The 16,367-nt window shown below is 35.1% G+C and carries 19 protein-coding genes and 7 pseudogenes; 11 read left to right on the top strand and 15 right to left on the bottom strand.

What is annotated here, in order from left to right:
- Window positions 1-109: 109 nt before the first annotated feature.
- The 7 genes from wVul_RS01525 to wVul_RS01510 all read right to left on the bottom strand — a co-directional run bounded on the left by wVul_RS01525 (window position 110) and on the right by wVul_RS01510 (window position 3,141).
- A complete protein-coding gene (locus wVul_RS01525) occupies window positions 110-541 on the bottom strand; it encodes a group II intron maturase-specific domain-containing protein (protein ID WP_161794178.1) in 432 nt (143 codons plus the stop codon).
- A 218-nt stretch (window positions 542-759) separates the two neighbouring features.
- Window positions 760-1,101 (bottom strand): hypothetical protein, encoded by a 342-nt coding sequence (locus wVul_RS08285; protein ID WP_153295381.1) that lies wholly within the window; start codon window positions 1,099-1,101, stop codon window positions 760-762.
- Complete coding sequence (locus wVul_RS08280) at window positions 1,091-1,546, bottom strand: recombinase zinc ribbon domain-containing protein (RefSeq protein WP_161794179.1); 456 nt, start codon at window positions 1,544-1,546, stop codon at window positions 1,091-1,093. Before wVul_RS08280 ends, wVul_RS08285 begins: the two co-directional genes overlap by 11 nt.
- Window positions 1,547-1,607: 61 nt before the next feature.
- A complete protein-coding gene (locus tag wVul_RS10240) occupies window positions 1,608-1,754 on the bottom strand; it encodes a recombinase family protein (protein ID WP_153295385.1) in 147 nt (48 codons plus the stop codon).
- Window positions 1,714-2,208: a recombinase family protein gene (locus tag wVul_RS08270; RefSeq protein ID WP_161794180.1), complete on the bottom strand. Its 495-nt coding sequence runs from the start codon at window positions 2,206-2,208 to the stop codon at window positions 1,714-1,716. The genes wVul_RS10240 and wVul_RS08270 overlap by 41 nt, the downstream gene beginning before the upstream one ends.
- Window positions 2,209-2,225: 17 nt before the next feature.
- Window positions 2,226-2,363 (bottom strand): recombinase family protein, encoded by a 138-nt coding sequence (locus tag wVul_RS08265; protein ID WP_153295389.1) that lies wholly within the window; start codon window positions 2,361-2,363, stop codon window positions 2,226-2,228.
- A 262-nt stretch (window positions 2,364-2,625) separates the two neighbouring features.
- Window positions 2,626-3,141 (bottom strand): reverse transcriptase domain-containing protein, encoded by a 516-nt coding sequence (locus wVul_RS01510; protein ID WP_202966467.1) that lies wholly within the window; start codon window positions 3,139-3,141, stop codon window positions 2,626-2,628.
- Window positions 3,142-3,484: 343 nt separating this feature from the next.
- Between wVul_RS01510 and wVul_RS08260 the strand changes: the two are divergent.
- Window positions 3,485-4,591: pseudogene (locus wVul_RS08260) on the top strand (IS3-like element ISWpi17 family transposase).
- Between the two features lie 111 nt (window positions 4,592-4,702).
- On the opposite strand, the pseudogene wVul_RS01495 reads toward wVul_RS08260, so the two are convergent.
- Window positions 4,703-4,924 (bottom strand): annotated as a pseudogene (locus wVul_RS01495) (IS4-like element ISWpi18 family transposase); the annotation flags it as partial.
- Between the two features lie 92 nt (window positions 4,925-5,016).
- Here wVul_RS01495 and wVul_RS01490 point away from each other — a divergent pair.
- Window positions 5,017-6,168, top strand: coding sequence for a hypothetical protein (locus wVul_RS01490; protein ID WP_153295429.1), 1,152 nt, complete (start codon window positions 5,017-5,019; stop codon window positions 6,166-6,168).
- 89 nt (window positions 6,169-6,257) lie between these two features.
- On the opposite strand, the gene wVul_RS08255 is transcribed toward wVul_RS01490, so the two are convergent.
- Window positions 6,258-7,363, bottom strand: a protein-coding gene (locus wVul_RS08255) for an IS3-like element ISWpi17 family transposase (RefSeq protein ID WP_153295427.1) whose coding sequence is annotated in 2 segments (ribosomal slippage) — window positions 6,258-7,090 and window positions 7,090-7,363 — 1,107 coding nt in all. Because the reading frame shifts where the segments join, the coding sequence is not laid out codon by codon here.
- Between the two features lie 257 nt (window positions 7,364-7,620).
- Between wVul_RS08255 and proS the strand changes: the two genes are divergently transcribed.
- The 3 genes and pseudogenes from proS to wVul_RS10415 form a co-directional block, all read left to right on the top strand.
- Complete coding sequence (gene proS / locus wVul_RS01475) at window positions 7,621-8,889, top strand: proline--tRNA ligase (protein WP_047758865.1); 1,269 nt, start codon at window positions 7,621-7,623, stop codon at window positions 8,887-8,889.
- On the top strand, window positions 8,886-9,272 hold the full coding sequence (locus tag wVul_RS01470; protein ID WP_047758864.1) for a holo-[acyl-carrier-protein] synthase: 387 nt from the start codon (window positions 8,886-8,888) through the stop codon (window positions 9,270-9,272). Before proS ends, wVul_RS01470 begins: the two co-directional genes overlap by 4 nt.
- 141 nt (window positions 9,273-9,413) lie before the next feature.
- A pseudogene (locus wVul_RS10415) lies at window positions 9,414-9,525 on the top strand (IS5 family transposase); the annotation flags it as partial.
- Between the two features lie 53 nt (window positions 9,526-9,578).
- Here the strand turns inward: wVul_RS10415 and wVul_RS09720 are convergent.
- The 5 genes and pseudogenes from wVul_RS09720 to wVul_RS08250 form a co-directional block, all read right to left on the bottom strand.
- Complete coding sequence (locus wVul_RS09720) at window positions 9,579-9,806, bottom strand: hypothetical protein (protein WP_238580380.1); 228 nt, start codon at window positions 9,804-9,806, stop codon at window positions 9,579-9,581.
- A gap of 15 nt (window positions 9,807-9,821) precedes the next feature.
- Window positions 9,822-9,926 (bottom strand): annotated as a pseudogene (locus wVul_RS09715) (group II intron maturase-specific domain-containing protein); the annotation flags it as partial.
- On the bottom strand, window positions 9,877-10,026 hold the full coding sequence (locus wVul_RS09710) for a hypothetical protein (RefSeq protein ID WP_238580379.1): 150 nt from the start codon (window positions 10,024-10,026) through the stop codon (window positions 9,877-9,879). The gene wVul_RS09710 and the pseudogene wVul_RS09715, both read right to left, overlap by 50 nt.
- Entirely contained in the window at window positions 10,014-10,169 is a 156-nt protein-coding gene (locus wVul_RS09705) for a hypothetical protein (RefSeq protein WP_238580352.1), read from the bottom strand. Before wVul_RS09705 ends, wVul_RS09710 begins: the two co-directional genes overlap by 13 nt.
- A gap of 151 nt (window positions 10,170-10,320) precedes the next feature.
- Window positions 10,321-11,427 (bottom strand): annotated as a pseudogene (locus wVul_RS08250) (IS3-like element ISWpi17 family transposase).
- Between the two features lie 60 nt (window positions 11,428-11,487).
- Between wVul_RS08250 and wVul_RS01450 the strand changes: the two are divergent.
- From wVul_RS01450 to wVul_RS01435, 6 genes and pseudogenes are all read left to right on the top strand, one after another.
- On the top strand, window positions 11,488-11,832 hold the full coding sequence (locus wVul_RS01450) for a group II intron maturase-specific domain-containing protein (protein WP_153295425.1): 345 nt from the start codon (window positions 11,488-11,490) through the stop codon (window positions 11,830-11,832).
- Window positions 11,833-11,975: 143 nt separating this feature from the next.
- A pseudogene (locus wVul_RS01445) lies at window positions 11,976-12,512 on the top strand (Rpn family recombination-promoting nuclease/putative transposase); the annotation flags it as partial.
- Between the two features lie 424 nt (window positions 12,513-12,936).
- Window positions 12,937-14,109 (top strand): reverse transcriptase domain-containing protein, encoded by a 1,173-nt coding sequence (locus wVul_RS09520; RefSeq protein WP_202966470.1) that lies wholly within the window; start codon window positions 12,937-12,939, stop codon window positions 14,107-14,109.
- A 16-nt stretch (window positions 14,110-14,125) separates the two neighbouring features.
- Window positions 14,126-14,350: pseudogene (locus tag wVul_RS10235) on the top strand (group II intron maturase-specific domain-containing protein); the annotation flags it as partial.
- A 42-nt stretch (window positions 14,351-14,392) separates the two neighbouring features.
- A complete protein-coding gene (locus wVul_RS09700) occupies window positions 14,393-14,716 on the top strand; it encodes an HNH endonuclease signature motif containing protein (protein ID WP_238580351.1) in 324 nt (107 codons plus the stop codon).
- Window positions 14,709-15,092, top strand: coding sequence for a hypothetical protein (locus wVul_RS01435; protein WP_238580350.1), 384 nt, complete (start codon window positions 14,709-14,711; stop codon window positions 15,090-15,092). Before wVul_RS09700 ends, wVul_RS01435 begins: the two co-directional genes overlap by 8 nt.
- Before the next feature lie 294 nt (window positions 15,093-15,386).
- On the opposite strand, the gene trhO is transcribed toward wVul_RS01435, so the two are convergent.
- A complete protein-coding gene (trhO, locus tag wVul_RS01430) occupies window positions 15,387-16,250 on the bottom strand; it encodes an oxygen-dependent tRNA uridine(34) hydroxylase TrhO (protein WP_047758862.1) in 864 nt (287 codons plus the stop codon).
- Window positions 16,251-16,367 lie beyond the last annotated feature (117 nt).

Genomic DNA, 16,367 nt, shown 5'->3' with positions numbered 1-16,367 from the left:
TTACCCAGAAAAAGTAGAGAGGAAGTCAGGAGAGTAGACCAGGAGAACTTCCCTCCTGGCCCCTCGCAGAACCCTACGCGAGACTCTTGCCTCATAAGGCTCCCACTAGTCATTGCCCTAATCCTATACTTAATTTCCAGTGCACAAAAAGATTTGGTCTACTCTTTGCGATTCTTTCTAGTAACTTAGCTGCTTTGGTCTTATGCCTATTCAGCTTCTTGTACTTTGTCTGCAACCACTTTCTGAGTTTCCTATTAAACATTCTTATTATGCTATCTAGTGCAGTTATATGATGCTTCCCGTAATAGTTAAACCACCCTCTCAGGATTGGATTACATATTCGTGATATATCTTCTATTTCCAAGTTTGTTCTTCTAGCAAATTTCCAGCTTCTAATTTCTTTCTTCATCTTGTTCAGGCTTTCTTTACTTACAGTTGGAGTAAAACTTACAAACAGACTACTATCTTTTCTATTTCGTACAAGTCTTTTTCGAAATTCATATCCAAGAAATGTAAATGACACATTCTCATGATTATCCATTCGTTTTCCATCTTGACAGTAGATAATTTTGGTCTTTGTATGCTTTACTTCCAATTTGCAAATCTTCAGTCTCTGTTCAAGTTGAGTTAAAATTAGTTGTGCTTGGTACACAATGTATAACACCATCATCAGCATATCTTGCCCACTTTACACTTGGATATTCTCTTCTCATCCATGCATCAAAGCTGTAGTGCATGAATAGATTGCTTAAGATAGGACTAACTACCCCGCCAACAATGTTGCAAATTTTTCTTTTCTTCTCGATTATTTCCAGGAGAGTTTGGTAGCTCTTTTACACGAAATACCACATTTACGTCCTCAAGGTTAATTTCAATTCTCTTGACTAACGTTCTAATAATATCACGTTTAGTTAGCCAGCCTGCGTTATCAAGGTTTGATGTAATATTGGAAGAAAAGTCTTCTAAATTGGTTACAACCAAAGTTAATTCCTGTTTTAATTTCTTTTGATCGAATATCCTTTTCTTCTCCTCTTCAATTGTTTTTAAACTTTGTTTCATTGCTTTAATTCGTGGTTCAAATTCTTCTTGATTATTGAGCATAACTATCAATAAGTCTAGCAATACCACGTTTTAATTTATTTTCTTGTTTCTCTAGTAAATCGCTTTTTTGATCCCATGATGATTTTTTAAGCTCTGAAAGTCTACGCCTGTATTCTTCTAAAACCCTATTTGGATTTTTCAATAAATGCTTAACCTCTTCCCACACGGCTGTTTCTAATGCATCTGTACGAATGTGTTTATTATCACAAATTTTATTACCACCAAAACGGTAAGAATCTCTACCTATACAATGATAATAAGCATAATGATCAATTTTTTCTCCTCGCTTATTTCTTACAGGACTTCCGTAATATGCATAACGACAACGCTTACATACTTGTAGTGAATGTTTTGCTCCTCTTTCTCTTGTCCTTGCTATTTTTCTATTTTCAGCTAATTGTTCTTGAGCTATATCAAATACATCTTCGTCCACTATATTTGGCACTTTAACATAAATCCAGTTTGCTTTTTCAACAGAATAGGTAGAGTAATTATCTTTCGGTTGTTCACAAGAATGTTTCTGTGGTCTGATATGTTGTACCTACTTTTGTTTTACCAAAAGCTGCTTGTCCTTTGTAAGCAGGGTTTTTTAACATACCCCAAATCACACTTCTATCCCAGCACTTTTTTCCTGTTCGTGTTATAATAGACATAGTGTTTAGCCGACGACACACTTCCCCAACTTTCTCTTCCTACCCACAAAAATACTTTCCTAACAACATTAGCTTCTTCTTCGTTTATTTCAAATAAAGCTTGTCCTCCTCCCATATATTTATCTATATAACGATAACCATAAGGAGCTCCTCCCATTACGCTTACACAACCTTTATTAGCTGCGTAAATCTTTCCGCGACGACTTCGTTCCATAATTTTCGCTCGTTCATATTCTGCTATCATACCTTGCATTTGTAACAGTAACTGAGATTCTGGATTATTGTTAATCTCATAATTTAAGAAAACCGTTTCTGCTCCTGCTTTCTCAAATTCTTCAAATTTGATATGCATATTTCCTAGATAAGCGATCAGGTGAATGAATCTATCAATTTTACCTTCTGTTACTTTATCACGTAATTTTTCTAGATCAGGACGGACTAACACTGTAGCCATTGTCAATAAATTTATACTCACTTGTACCCATCCGTACTAATTTGCTTCTCTAAAGCTGCAACTTGACTTGCTATTGTATTTTCTTGTGCTTGTTTCCCTGAAGAAACTCTTGCATATAAACTCACTGTTACCATTTGATCCTCCTTGAATCCCATTTTTATGTTTTAAATTTTTTTGGCTTACTTGCTTTGACACGGCTTTTTCATAAGCATCTAACAAATACTTTTCTGCCAACTGGTTAGTTTCATAGCTACAGCTAATCCGTATAGCTAATCTCTTATTCCCCATGAACTTTCCTTGAAATAATATGTTCATATCATTCATTGAAACTGATGGTTAATTGATTGTTGGCACTATAAATAAATGGCACTCTTGTTTTTGGACATAGAAGTTTTCGAGAAATGCTTTTCTCTAATTTTACGTTTTTTGCAACATTGTTGGCGGGGTAATTACACCTCCCTGCGGCACTCCGCCGAGACGCTTTATCTTTGTTCCATCTTCAAGTTGCATATCTGCACTTAGCCATCTTTGTATGTATAAGATAACCCATTTGTTTGTAGTGTGTCTTCTGACTGCTTTCATCAGTAGATTGTGGTCTATGTTGTCAAACATTCCCTTGATGTCAAACTCTATTAACCAATTTTGGTATCGCTTCCTGGTTTGTCCTATGGCATCTAATGCTGATTTATTTGGCCTATAACCATATGAATCTTCATCAAATGCCTTCTCAAGTTCTGGTTCTAAAACACTTCTTACAACTTCCTGTGCTATACGATCCGAGACAGTTGGTATTCCAAGTGTCCTTGTCCCTCCATCTGCCTTAGTTATATCACAAGCCTTCACTGCAGGTGGAAAATAACTACCGGATGATAGCCTATTCCATAGCTTGTAAAGGTTCTTGCTTAAGTCTTGATCAAACTTTTCAATTATCAATACCTGCTCCTCCTCTGTTTTCTTTAACTCTTTTATAAGCCAAAAACACTAGAGATTTTGGTATGTTAAAAGGCTTTGTTCTTTCAATCATTTTCATCCTCCTTCAAGTTGAATGATTTACTAAAATCAACTAGTTCAACCCCTTTGCTCCATGGTCATTACAACCACTTCTTCACTACTACGCGCCCCAGTGATTTGCATCGCTACTCTAAAGCTTGAGGATTAGCCTCTTGCTTATCTCGCTTTTCATCAAATCGACTGGTTCCTGCAGTTTATAATGCACCCCATAAACTAGACCAAAAAAAAATGGTTAATCCGAGTAGGAAGGTAAAGGGGTAAAAGTATGGCAACAAAAAAATATGAACCAGAGTTAAAAGCAAAGATAGCTTTGGAAGCAATAAAAAATCAAAAAAGCACATCTGAGATATGTAGTGAATATAAAATACCATCAACAAATCTATATGATTGGCGTGATAGAGTATTGGCAAGGTTAAAAGACCTATTTGTTGAAGAAAGTGAAAGTGCGAGAAAACAAAGAATCTTAGCGCAAGAAATAGAAAGTTTACATAAAGTAATAGGAGAATTGACAGTGGAAAATAGTTATTTGAAAAAAAAATTACTGAAATAAGCAAAAAAGATAGAGTAAGGTTTATAGAAAAAGATTCTGATCTGTCAATTAGGAAACAGGCTGATTTATTGGGGATTTGCAGATCTAGCCTATATTATAGGCCTATAATTAATAACGAAAGTGAAGTAGCAAATTTGATTCAATTGGCTTCTGATTGCCGTTATGGATATCGTAAAATTACTGCTGAAATCATAGCGAGTGGAGTAGTAGTCAATCACAAAAAAATCTTAAGAATTATGAAAAAAATGAAGATTAGTGGGCTGTATTGTAGAAAAAGATGTAATACAAGTATTAAAGAAAAAAAAGCATAAAATATATCCTTATTTACTCAAAGATTTGATTATTTGCAGAGTTAATCAGGTATGGGCTACTGATATAACATATATTATGGTAGAAGGTAAGTTTGTCTATTTTGTGGCAATAATGGACTTGTATAGTCGCTATATTATTGCTCATTCATTATCACCATATCTCGATGCTGGATTTTGCCTTTATACTCTCAAAGAAGCTCTAAAACAAGGTAAACCTGAGATTTTTAATAGTGATCAAGGGATGCAGTTTACTAGCTACAACTTTATTATGGAATTAGAGCGTGCTAATATTAAAATCAGTATGGACCATAAAGGACGTTGCTTCGACAATATATTTGTTGAGCGCTTATGGAGAACTTTAAAGCAAGAAGCTATATATTATTATAGACCAAATAGTATCAGAGATTTGAATCTTATAATAAATGATTTTGTTGCTTGGTATAACTATAGAAGGCGACATCAGACTCTACATTATAAAGTTCCTGCTGATCTTTATTATCATAAACAGTAAATGAATATGTTGATAAATACTTTAAATGTGTGTCGACGTATTTATCAACATATTCATTTTAAAAATCGGATCACTTTGAAAAAAATGGTCTAGACAAATGGGTGCACTATACTTCTTTCTTGCTTGAGTAAATGCACTTGCCGTAATTGTGTAATCTTTTCTTGTATGCAGAACAAACTCATTAAGCATTACTTGTAATGACTTTACACTCTTTCTAAAAATCAGGAGAAATACATTAATGAAGGGCAGCTTTCTTTTTCGTGAGAAGTCTTTTGAGGATGCTCTGTGTGCGTTTATAAAGTTTAAACTCATCAATTTATTTTTTATAAACATGATTATTCTTTTTTTTACTCATGTCATTACTTCTTTTAATTTGTGGATCTTACCTGATTTTACAATACAGTCCATCACTTTCCCTTAACTTAATGGCAGTGAGTAAGGCAACTGCCTTAAAATATTCAATTGCTACTTTATTGCTATGTATATCTAGTGTTACAGCTGGAATATACACTTATCTTGCGATTTCAGCAACATTAAGTGCTATTGCAGTTCCAGTACTTTTCACAGTCATTGCTTCTGTTTCTGCATTGGTTATGTTGAGTTCAGCTGCACATCTTATCAACTTGTTTGTTTCTGCTGTAAACAGTGAGAGGAAAATAGATCTGAGTAAGAAAAAGCCTGATAATGAATTAGGAGGAAATGAAAAGTGTAAAGTTCCTGAGGAACAGCAACAAAAAAATAACGACAATGCTGCAGAAATGCAGACAGTAACAAATGTTCCTACAGCACCTAATACGTTACCTGTTTCTTCTCTGCCAAATGGTGTATCATCTACTCCACCGCCGCTTCCTCCATTGCCATACAGTCCTGCTCCGCCGCCGCCTCCTCCTCCTCCGCTTCCTCCAGCTTCCAAGCGTACGGAGCAACCTAAGAATGATGCACCGAAGAAGGCTGGTGATCCTGTAGATAAACCTGACGATGGTTCTCTAATTGCAGAAATAAAAAAAGGAAAAAAACTTATGAGCAAGGAAGAGCGTGACAAGAGGGAGGAGAAGAGGTTAAAGAAGTTAGAAAACGAGAATAAAGATACTAGAAATACTTCGCCTAAGCAACGAGAAAAAAATGAAGGTTTTACAGGTGATTTGGAGAAAACACTTAAGAATCGAAGGGAAGTGATTAGTGGAAAGCAAAAGAATAACGTGCGACAGTCAACGATATATGCCAGTATGTCAGATATAATTCCTCAACTCCAGTTACGTAGTCGTAGTAATAGTGTATCGAGCAGTAGTAGTGAAGAGTATGAACAGAATTGGAGCAATGATGAAAATGAGTGTGCAACACCTCAAACTTCCCAACCAGACAAAAAAGGAGGGGCAGACACTTCCGAAAGTGGTTATGGATCTGATAATAATGTACAATCTAAACCCACATCTCCGTTACATTTCTCTGCACCAAAGGCAGGAAAGCCACAGGTACCACCTAAGCCTGCTAGTTTACAAACGAAATCTGAAGCTTCTCCTGCAGCACAAGCAAATAATGTTGACCCAGTGAATAGTATAGTGCACCCATTTGTCTAGACCATTTTTTTCAAAGTGATCCGATTTTTAAAATGAATATGTTGATAAATACGTCGACACACATTTAAAGTATTTATCAACATATTCATTTACTGTTTATGATAATAAAGATCAGCAGGAACTTTATAATGTAGAGTCTGATGTCGCCTTCTATAGTTATACCAAGCAACAAAATCATTTATTATAAGATTCAAATCTCTGATACTATTTGGTCTATAATAATATATAGCTTCTTGCTTTAAAGTTCTCCATAAGCGCTCAACAAATATATTGTCGAAGCAACGTCCTTTATGGTCCATACTGATTTTAATATTAGCACGCTCTAATTCCATAATAAAGTTGTAGCTAGTAAACTGCATCCCTTGATCACTATTAAAAATCTCAGGTTTACCTTGTTTTAGAGCTTCTTTGAGAGTATAAAGGCAAAATCCAGCATCGAGATATGGTGATAATGAATGAGCAATAATATAGCGACTATACAAGTCCATTATTGCCACAAAATAGACAAACTTACCTTCTACCATAATATATGTTATATCAGTAGCCCATACCTGATTAACTCTGCAAATAATCAAATCTTTGAGTAAATAAGGATATATTTTATGCTTTTTTTCTTTAATACTTGTATTACATCTTTTTCTACAATACAGCCCACTAATCTTCATTTTTTTCATAATTCTTAAGATTTTTTTGTGATTGACTACTACTCCACTCGCTATGATTTCAGCAGTAATTTTACGATATCCATAACGGCAATCAGAAGCCAATTGAATCAAATTTGCTACTTCACTTTCGTTATTAATTATAGGCCTATAATATAGGCTAGATCTGCAAATCCCCAATAAATCAGCCTGTTTCCTAATTGACAGATCAGAATCTTTTTCTATAAACCTTACTCTATCTTTTTTGCTTATTTCAGTAATTTTTTTTTCAAATAACTATTTTCCACTGTCAATTCTCCTATTACTTTATGTAAACTTTCTATTTCTTGCGCTAAGATTCTTTGTTTTCTCGCACTTTCACTTTCTTCAACAAATAGGTCTTTTAACCTTGCCAATACTCTATCACGCCAATCATATAGATTTGTTGATGGTATTTTATATTCACTACATATCTCAGATGTGCTTTTTTGATTTTTTATTGCTTCCAAAGCTATCTTTGCTTTTAACTCTGGTTCATATTTTTTTGTTGCCATACTTTTACCCCTTTACCTTCCTACTCGGATTAACCATTTTTTTTTGGTCTAGTTTATGGGGTGCATTATATAGTGAGGTGCAAAAACCATCTTCTTCGATTAGTCAAAAGATTGAAATTTTTGGTAGAAAAGCAGACAAATACCAAGTTCAAAGTGTCATAGATCGAGGCAAGAGCAAGTTAGTATACTCTTCTTAAAATAAGTTTACCTACAGGTCTGATTGTATTAAGATTGCTTAATGCAATCAGATTCATTAAATGCGCTTATCTAAATATTACCTACCAACTTTGAAAGAGATCCCGGCTGGTGCTGAAATTGCTTCTCATCAATATATGTTACGTGCGGGCTTAATCAAGCAGACAGCGTCTGGCATTTATTCTTGGCTGCCACTCGGTCTTTTGGTACTTAAAAATATTGAAAACATTATCAGAGATGAAATTGGTGCGATTGAAGTGTTAATGCCTTGTGTGCAGCCGGCAAGTCTTTGGCGAGAGTCAGGCCGTTATGATGATTACGGTAAAGAAATGCTGCGTATTAAGGATAGGCATGAAAGCGATATGCTTTTTGGTCCAACGCATGAGGAGGTAGCAACTGATTTGATTAGAAATACGGTAAAAAGTTACAAAGATTTGCCACTTTGTTTATATCAAATTCAGTGGAAATTCCGTGATGAAGTAAGGCCACGTTATGGTGTGATGAGAGGCAGGGAATTTTTGATGAAGGATGCGTATAGCTTCGATGTAGATTACGAAGGTGCACTGAATTCATATAATTTGATGTATAAAACTTACATAAAAATCTTCAAACGTATGGGCCTTACTCCAATTGGAGTGAAAGCGGACACTGGGCCAATTGGAGGAAATTTAAGTCATGAATTTCATATATTGGCAAGCACCGGTGAGAGCATCTTATATTATGACAATAAACTTTTTGAATTACTAGAAAGCGAAGATATTGAAAGTCTGAAGAGTATATATGCAGTTGCAGACGATATGCACGATCCTAAAATATGTCCTATACCGCAAGAACGGTTAAATGTTAGTAAGGGTATTGAAATAGGACATATTTTTTATTTTGGAGATAAGTACTCAAAATCAATGAATGCAAAAGTTACTGTGCAGGGTGGAAAAAATGTCAATATGCATATGGGTTCGTATGGTATTGGAGTTTCAAGGCTTGTTGGGGCGATAATAGAAGCTTTCCATGATGATAAAGGAATTATCTGGCCAGAGTCAGTAGCTCCTTTTAGAGTTGGTTTGATCAATTTACAAACGAAAGTAGCAGAGTGTATAAACGCTGCAGATAAGATATATAAAACTTTGAAAAGCGATAAAGTGCTTTACGATGATACGGAAGAAAGTGCAGGAGTAAAATTTGCTAAAATGGATCTGATAGGCTTGCCATGGCAAATAATTGTTGGAAAAAAAGTAGTAAGTGAAAATACAGTTGAAGTAAAAAATAGAACAACTGGAGAGGTAGAGGAAATACAAGTTGAAGAAGCAATAAATCGCTTTAGTGCAAAATGATATATGGAATAGGTACTGACATAGTATATATACCAAGGGTATTGAGAATATTACAAAAATACGGGGGGAAATTTCTCAATAAAGTCTATACCAAAAAAGAAATAGGACTAAGTAGAAAGTATAGTAGTCACGAAATGCGAGCAAAGTATTTTGCTAAACGCTTTGCAGCAAAAGAAGCTTTTGTTAAAGCTCTAGGCACTGGATTCAGCCAGGGGATTATAATGAAAGATATAGAAATATACAGTGGTGTAAAAGGAAAGCCGTATCTTACCGTTAGCAAGGATTTTATCTCCAAAGACCACATAATTCATCTTTCTCTAAGTGACGATGGAGATTACGCTACTGCGTTTGTTGTAATTTGCGTCTATGGCTCACATAGGTAAAGTTTGCTCTTTTGTCATCCTATGGCTTAACCATAGGTAAATAATCTGGATTCCAGTGGGCTTTGTTGCATAGCAGGAAAAAAATAGCGATTACTGACAAAATTCATTATAAAATAGCCATTTAACCGCTTAAGGATAAATATGTCACAAAAAATGAGAGTCAGTAACCAAGGTAGAATATAACAAATTTCTCCAAGAAAGAGGAAATATTTTTCATTTTATTAATGAAGTAATAGAGAGTAGGGTCGAGAGCTGGCGCGCCTCCTTTAGGGTTTGGTGGTTATTCCATCGCTTTCGTTGAGGACCTCAATCCAAAATTCCCATATTTACGTTTCCAGCTCCCGCCTCGTCAAACGCAGCATCCGCACTACGCTTTCCTAGCAGATTCTTACCAAAGTTTATAACATATTGTACTGGTTGTGCTTTCGGTTCATAGTATCGTATTCTATAGTCTGAATACAGACCAAGTTTATCTATCCATTCCTTACTCCACCTCTTCCAGCCAAATCCTTTTCGCATTTTCCTGGATCTCATTAAGTTGCGTCTTGTTTTCTTTTCTACCCATTGTTTAACGTAGTTGAAGCTTCGACTTGAGTTCCCAATTCTAAAGTAGTTTGTCCACCCTCTCAATATTGGATTGATGATTTTTATCACCTTCCCTATCGGTTGCGATTTTTGTCCACGAAATACCTCCTTCAGTCTCTGAAGCAAATTTGTCCGTGCTTTCATCGTTGGTGTTATTTATACACTCCACTTTCCTTGTCTTGTGATTTTCTCTCGGAAGTCGAATCCTAGAAAGTTGAACGTTCCTCCCTTCTTTAGGTTGATTACTTTTGTCTTTTCTTCATTCACGCTTACTTCTAGTTTTGCTAATTCTTCTTGTAACCTTTTGTACACCAATTTCTCGAGCCATTCCCATTTTTGGTACCCATCTGTCTATAGTGCACCCATTTGTCTAGACCATTTTTTTCAAAGTGATCCGATTTTTAAAATGAATATGTTGATAAATACGTCGACACACATTTAAAGTATTTATCAACATATTCATTTACTGTTTATGATAATAAAGATCAGCAGGAACTTTATAATGTAGAGTCTGATGTCGCCTTCTATAGTTATACCAAGCAACAAAATCATTTATTATAAGATTCAAATCTCTGATACTATTTGGTCTATAATAATATATAGCTTCTTGCTTTAAAGTTCTCCATAAGCGCTCAACAAATATATTGTCGAAGCAACGTCCTTTATGGTCCATACTGATTTTAATATTAGCACGCTCTAATTCCATAATAAAGTTGTAGCTAGTAAACTGCATCCCTTGATCACTATTAAAAATCTCAGGTTTACCTTGTTTTAGAGCTTCTTTGAGAGTATAAAGGCAAAATCCAGCATCGAGATATGGTGATAATGAATGAGCAATAATATAGCGACTATACAAGTCCATTATTGCCACAAAATAGACAAACTTACCTTCTACCATAATATATGTTATATCAGTAGCCCATACCTGATTAACTCTGCAAATAATCAAATCTTTGAGTAAATAAGGATATATTTTATGCTTTTTTTTCTTTAATACTTGTATTACATCTTTTTCTACAATACAGCCCACTAATCTTCATTTTTTTCATAATTCTTAAGATTTTTTTGTGATTGACTACTACTCCACTCGCTATGATTTCAGCAGTAATTTTACGATATCCATAACGGCAATCAGAAGCCAATTGAATCAAATTTGCTACTTCACTTTCGTTATTAATTATAGGCCTATAATATAGGCTAGATCTGCAAATCCCCAATAAATCAGCCTGTTTCCTAATTGACAGATCAGAATCTTTTTCTATAAACCTTACTCTATCTTTTTTGCTTATTTCAGTAATTTTTTTTTCAAATAACTATTTTCCACTGTCAATTCTCCTATTACTTTATGTAAACTTTCTATTTCTTGCGCTAAGATTCTTTGTTTTCTCGCACTTTCACTTTCTTCAACAAATAGGTCTTTTAACCTTGCCAATACTCTATCACGCCAATCATATAGATTTGTTGATGGTATTTTATATTCACTACATATCTCAGATGTGCTTTTTTGATTTTTTATTGCTTCCAAAGCTATCTTTGCTTTTAACTCTGGTTCATATTTTTTTGTTGCCATACTTTTACCCCTTTACCTTCCTACTCGGATTAACCATTTTTTTTTGGTCTAGTTTATGGGGTGCATTATAGGGGAATATGCGCAAGAAAAGCTTATGAGAAAGTGGATTCTGAGATTTTTAAAGCCTTATGGCAATGGTCAAAACGCAGACACCCTAATAAAGGCTTACGCTGGATTAAGGAGAAATACTTTAAAACAAAAGAAGCCAGAAGATGGTGCTTTGCAGCGCTGACTAAGAATAAAGGTACAGTTGAGTGGAAGGAACTCTTTCAAGCAACAAGCGTACCAATTCGTCGCCACAAGAAAATTCAAGCTGAGGCAAATCCCTACGATAAAGAATGGTATGCCTACTTTGAAAAACGTAGATCAAATAATCCTTCTCTTTATGAGGATGATAAGATATGATTAATGTTAATCCTAGTAAGGAATTTGAAATGCCAGAATATTTGAAGGAAGCTGTTGCCGGTTCTCGAGAAAAGGACTTAAGATGGCTCGAGCCGTATGAAGGGAAACTTTCAAGTACGGTTCCTAGAGGAGAGTTTAGTGGAAAATATCTCAGTCCACTAAACTCTTACTCGTTCAAAAGAATATTTGGCACTGAAAAAAATAAAGACATTCTTATCCACTTTCTCAATGACATTCTAGGCCTTACTGATGAAGCTAAAATAGAAAATGTGCAGTTTCTAAATCCCATTCAAAATCCTGATATTGCTGCTAAAAAGGAAAATATTGTTGATGTACTTTGTAGAGATTCTAAAGGTGTTCAAACAATTGTTGAGATGCAAGTCGCTAGAACTACTGGCTTCGAAAAACGTGCACAATACTATGCCGCCAAAGCTTATTCCAGTCAAGCTGACGTAGGTGGTCAATATCAAGATCTGAAGGAAGTTGTCTTTATTGCTATCACTGATTTTATCCTATTTCCTAATAAACCAGAGTACAAATCCGATCACGTTACTCTTGATAGAAAAACATTTGAACATGACCTGAAGGACTTTAGTTTTACTTTCATAGAATTACCGAAATTCCCAAAAACACAAGAAGATCAATTAGAAAATATAGTCGAAAAGTGGTGTTATTTTTTCAGTGCGACCTGGAAGGTCATGGTTTTGTGGTGGTTAAATTCCATCTTCCCAGACATCAGGGATAATGTATATCTCACATTTCAAAGAGTGGCAACCTCTGGGATGCAAGCATGAGATAAAAGCAGGTAACACTAAATCTCGTGGTGAATCCCTGCAAACAGAGTTAGATATGATTACGAGAGAAACCTATGTTTGAATTGTCGTCAAAGCATAATATGCGAAAAGAGATTGAATACGCATAGACCAAAATGGTACGAAGCAAAAAGGGAACTAAAGATTGAAGACTTTAGTTATTGATGTTCCAAGCTTCCGGCAAATAGTAGGAATCTAAGTTTAACGTGAAACGAAGCCATGGAACAGAGTAACCACATAGAAGCTCTTATATTCATAAAATATAAGTAAGTAGCCAACCATAAGCTGCTATGTGGAAGGATTGTTTAAGAAGCTAATGCCCAAAGTAATATTTGGGATATGCAGACGTAAACACTTTAATTTGGAAGGTAAAGTGGTGAATAGTAGTGAATATGTTATGGACCAGCAAAAAGTTAGGTATGAATGGAATGGAATTCCTTGGCGCAAGCTAAAGAAATCTTCATTTAAGCTACAAAAACGAATTTACCAAGCTTCTAAATGTAATGATATCAAAAAGATGCATAATCTTCAGAGATTATTACTCAAATCAACAAGTGCAAAAACACTCGCTGTTAGGAAAGTAACACAGGACAATAGGGGGAAGAAGACTGCAGGTATTAATGGAAAAGCTAACCTTAATCAAAAAGAAAGATTACAACTATCATATTCTTTAGATATAAAAGGAAAAGCAAAGCCATCAAGACGTGTCTGGATCCCAAAACCTGGTAAGCCATCGGAGCATCGCCCGCTTGGTATACCCACTATATCGTGTCGAGCAAAACAAACACTTGTAAAAATGGCTTTAGAACCAGAATGGGAGGCAAAACTTGAGCCAAACACTTATGGTTTTAGACCTGGTAGATCATGTCATGATGCAATTGAAGCCATATTTGATGTGCTAAAACAGAAAACAGCATATGTATTAGATGCTGATATTGCTGGATGCTTTGACAATATTAACCATAATAAACTGCTTGAAAAGCTCAATACCACACCAACGTTAAAGAAAATCATAAGAGGATGGTTAGGAGCGGGTATTATGGAAGATGGAAAGCTTCAATCCACAAAACGTGGTACAATTCAAGGAGGGACGATCTCACCGTTGCTAGCTTGTGTTGCATTACACGGATTAGAGCAACATGTCAAAAAAGCTTTAACAAACGAACTCTTTCAGTGTATGAAAAGAAAATATGGTAAGATATCGCATAAAAACGCGCAAAAGTCTATTAGTGTAATTTTCTACTGTGATGATTTTGTCATCATACATGAAAATGAAGAGATTATTCTTAAAGCAAAAATTTTAGTTGAAGAATGGCTAGAAACCATTGGACTAAAATTAAAGCCCTCTAAAACAAGAGTTTCTCATACATTAAGAACCATTGACGAAACAAAACCAGGATTTGATTTTCTTGGTTTTTCAATAAGACAATATCCAATAAAAGAAAGTAAGAAAGGTTACAAGTAAACCAAGTCGTAATTCTATAAAACAACATACACTAGCTATTAAACATAAGCTCAGAGAAATGCGTGGAGCACCACAAGAGCGGGTGATAAAGGATCTCAATCCAATAAACAGAGGATGGAGTCAATATTACTCCTCAGTAGTTTCATGTAAAATCTTTAGCTCATTGGATAATATTATGCATAGAAAACTCTGGAAGTGGGCAGTTTTTAGGCACCCAAACAAAGGGAGATGCTGGATAAAAAGAAAATACTTTAAGAAGTATAATAACGAAAACTGGCGCTTTATGACAAGTAACGAGATACGTCTTACTATACACAGCGATCATGTTATTAAACGACATATCAAAGTGCAAAAAACCAGATCCCCATATGATGGTGATTGGGTATATTGGGGTAAACGTCTGAGAGAAATACCAGATAAGCCACTAGGAGTAATAAAATTATTGAGGTTGCAACAAAGTAAATGCGATAATTGTAGACTATGGTTTAAAAGTGATGATACAATAGAAATACATCACAAAGATCGGAATAGACAAAACAATATGATCACAAACTTATCTTTGTTACATGGACATTGTCACGATGAATTACATAGGAGGTGTGCATGAAAAGCACCAAATTAGAGAGAAGCCGTATGAGGCCTCACGTACGGTTTTGCAGTCGAGTGAGGAAGGGCGACCTTCTTCACTTAGACAACAATACGCAAACAAGACTAGTGAGGAGGATCTAAAGAAGATAATAGGAAGTGATGAAATTATTGGCAGGGCTTATAATGAGTTAAACCAATATAGCTGGACTAGTGAAGAACGAGCTATATATGAACAAGATAAGAAACGCGAAGATGATAATTTCTCTTGCATCATGCAAAGTAGAATTGAAGGAAAGATTGAGGTAGCAAAAAACCTACTTAAAGCTGGCGTATCTATCGAATTAATAGCTGAATCCACCGATCTTGCAATTGATGAGATCGAAAAACTAAAGTAAAACATTTTGTACATCTGTATTAAAAGATATGGTTTCAGCTATATCTCTTAAAAATAATTATATTAATTTTTAAATTAAGGAGTATATTATGGCAATATCTAAACAACGTAGCCTTTGCCACAGAGAATGTGAAACTTAGGTGTATAGGTGCAGCAATTGGTTTAGTTAGTTGCAGCATGTTATTTAGGGGAAGCAACTTTAACTCTTGTTGGTATTTCTGGTGTAGTGTTGTTGGTGCGTTACTTGGAGCTGGAGCGGGCTATGTCGTAGGTAAATGCCTTGGTAAATTAAGGTTCAAATATGCAACGAGAAAGGAGTTGTTAAAGGTTCGTCTGGCTTTCTTTCAATACTTAAAGATTTGCAATCAGAGCAAACCACCTGTCCACGTGGAACTGATTTCAGTTCATCAGTTGAAACTTGATTTGAGCAGAATATGCATTTTATTTTATCACTTGGGGCAAGTGAGTGATCAACAGCAATCCTATCATCAAAAACAAAACACTCGCCTTCCCAATTACTGTTTTTATTACCAATTTTTTCAAGGTAGGAAAGAATACCGCCTTTAAGGTGGTAAACATCGTTAAATCCAAGGCTTTTCATATATGCTGTAGATTTCTCACATCTGATTCCACCAGTGCAGTACATAGCCACTTTCAGATCTTTACTCTCAGAAAATGACTCTGCCCACTGAGGAAAATCGCGAAAACGTTGAGTGTGTGGATTGATTGCATTTTTAAACTTGCCTAGTTTTACTTCGTATTCATTTCGCGTGTCTATTACTAAAACGTCAGATTGAGAGATAAAATCATCCCAATGCTCTGGATCAACGTACTGACCTCTAACGACAGTATCGAGATTACTTACACCAAGATTTACAATTTCTCTTTTTAACCTCACTTTCATCTTACTAAATGGTTGATATTCTGCCGCGCTCTCTTTCCATGTAAGACCTTTCAGCCTGTCATCAGAACATAGAAAATCAAATATTTTATCAATTGCGGTTCTTCTACCAGATACAGTTGCATTAATACCCTCTTCTGCAAGTAGTATAGTACCCTTTAACTCCACGTTGTCGCATGCAACTTTTATTTCGTCTTTCATGTCATAATAATTAGAGAGTTCTATAAAGTGATAGAAAGTTGCAATGATGAAACTCATGATTAATTAGTTTATCGATTTAAAACATAATATATAAAATTATAAAGATATTCAATAGGACGGCTGTTAATTACTGGATATCTTCAGTTTTTATATATAACATTTTAGTATCAAATA

It is taken from the genome of Wolbachia endosymbiont of Armadillidium vulgare str. wVulC (genome assembly GCF_001027565.1).
GTDB lineage: Bacteria > Pseudomonadota > Alphaproteobacteria > Rickettsiales > Anaplasmataceae > Wolbachia.
This window is presented reverse-complemented; position numbering and strand designations above follow the sequence as displayed.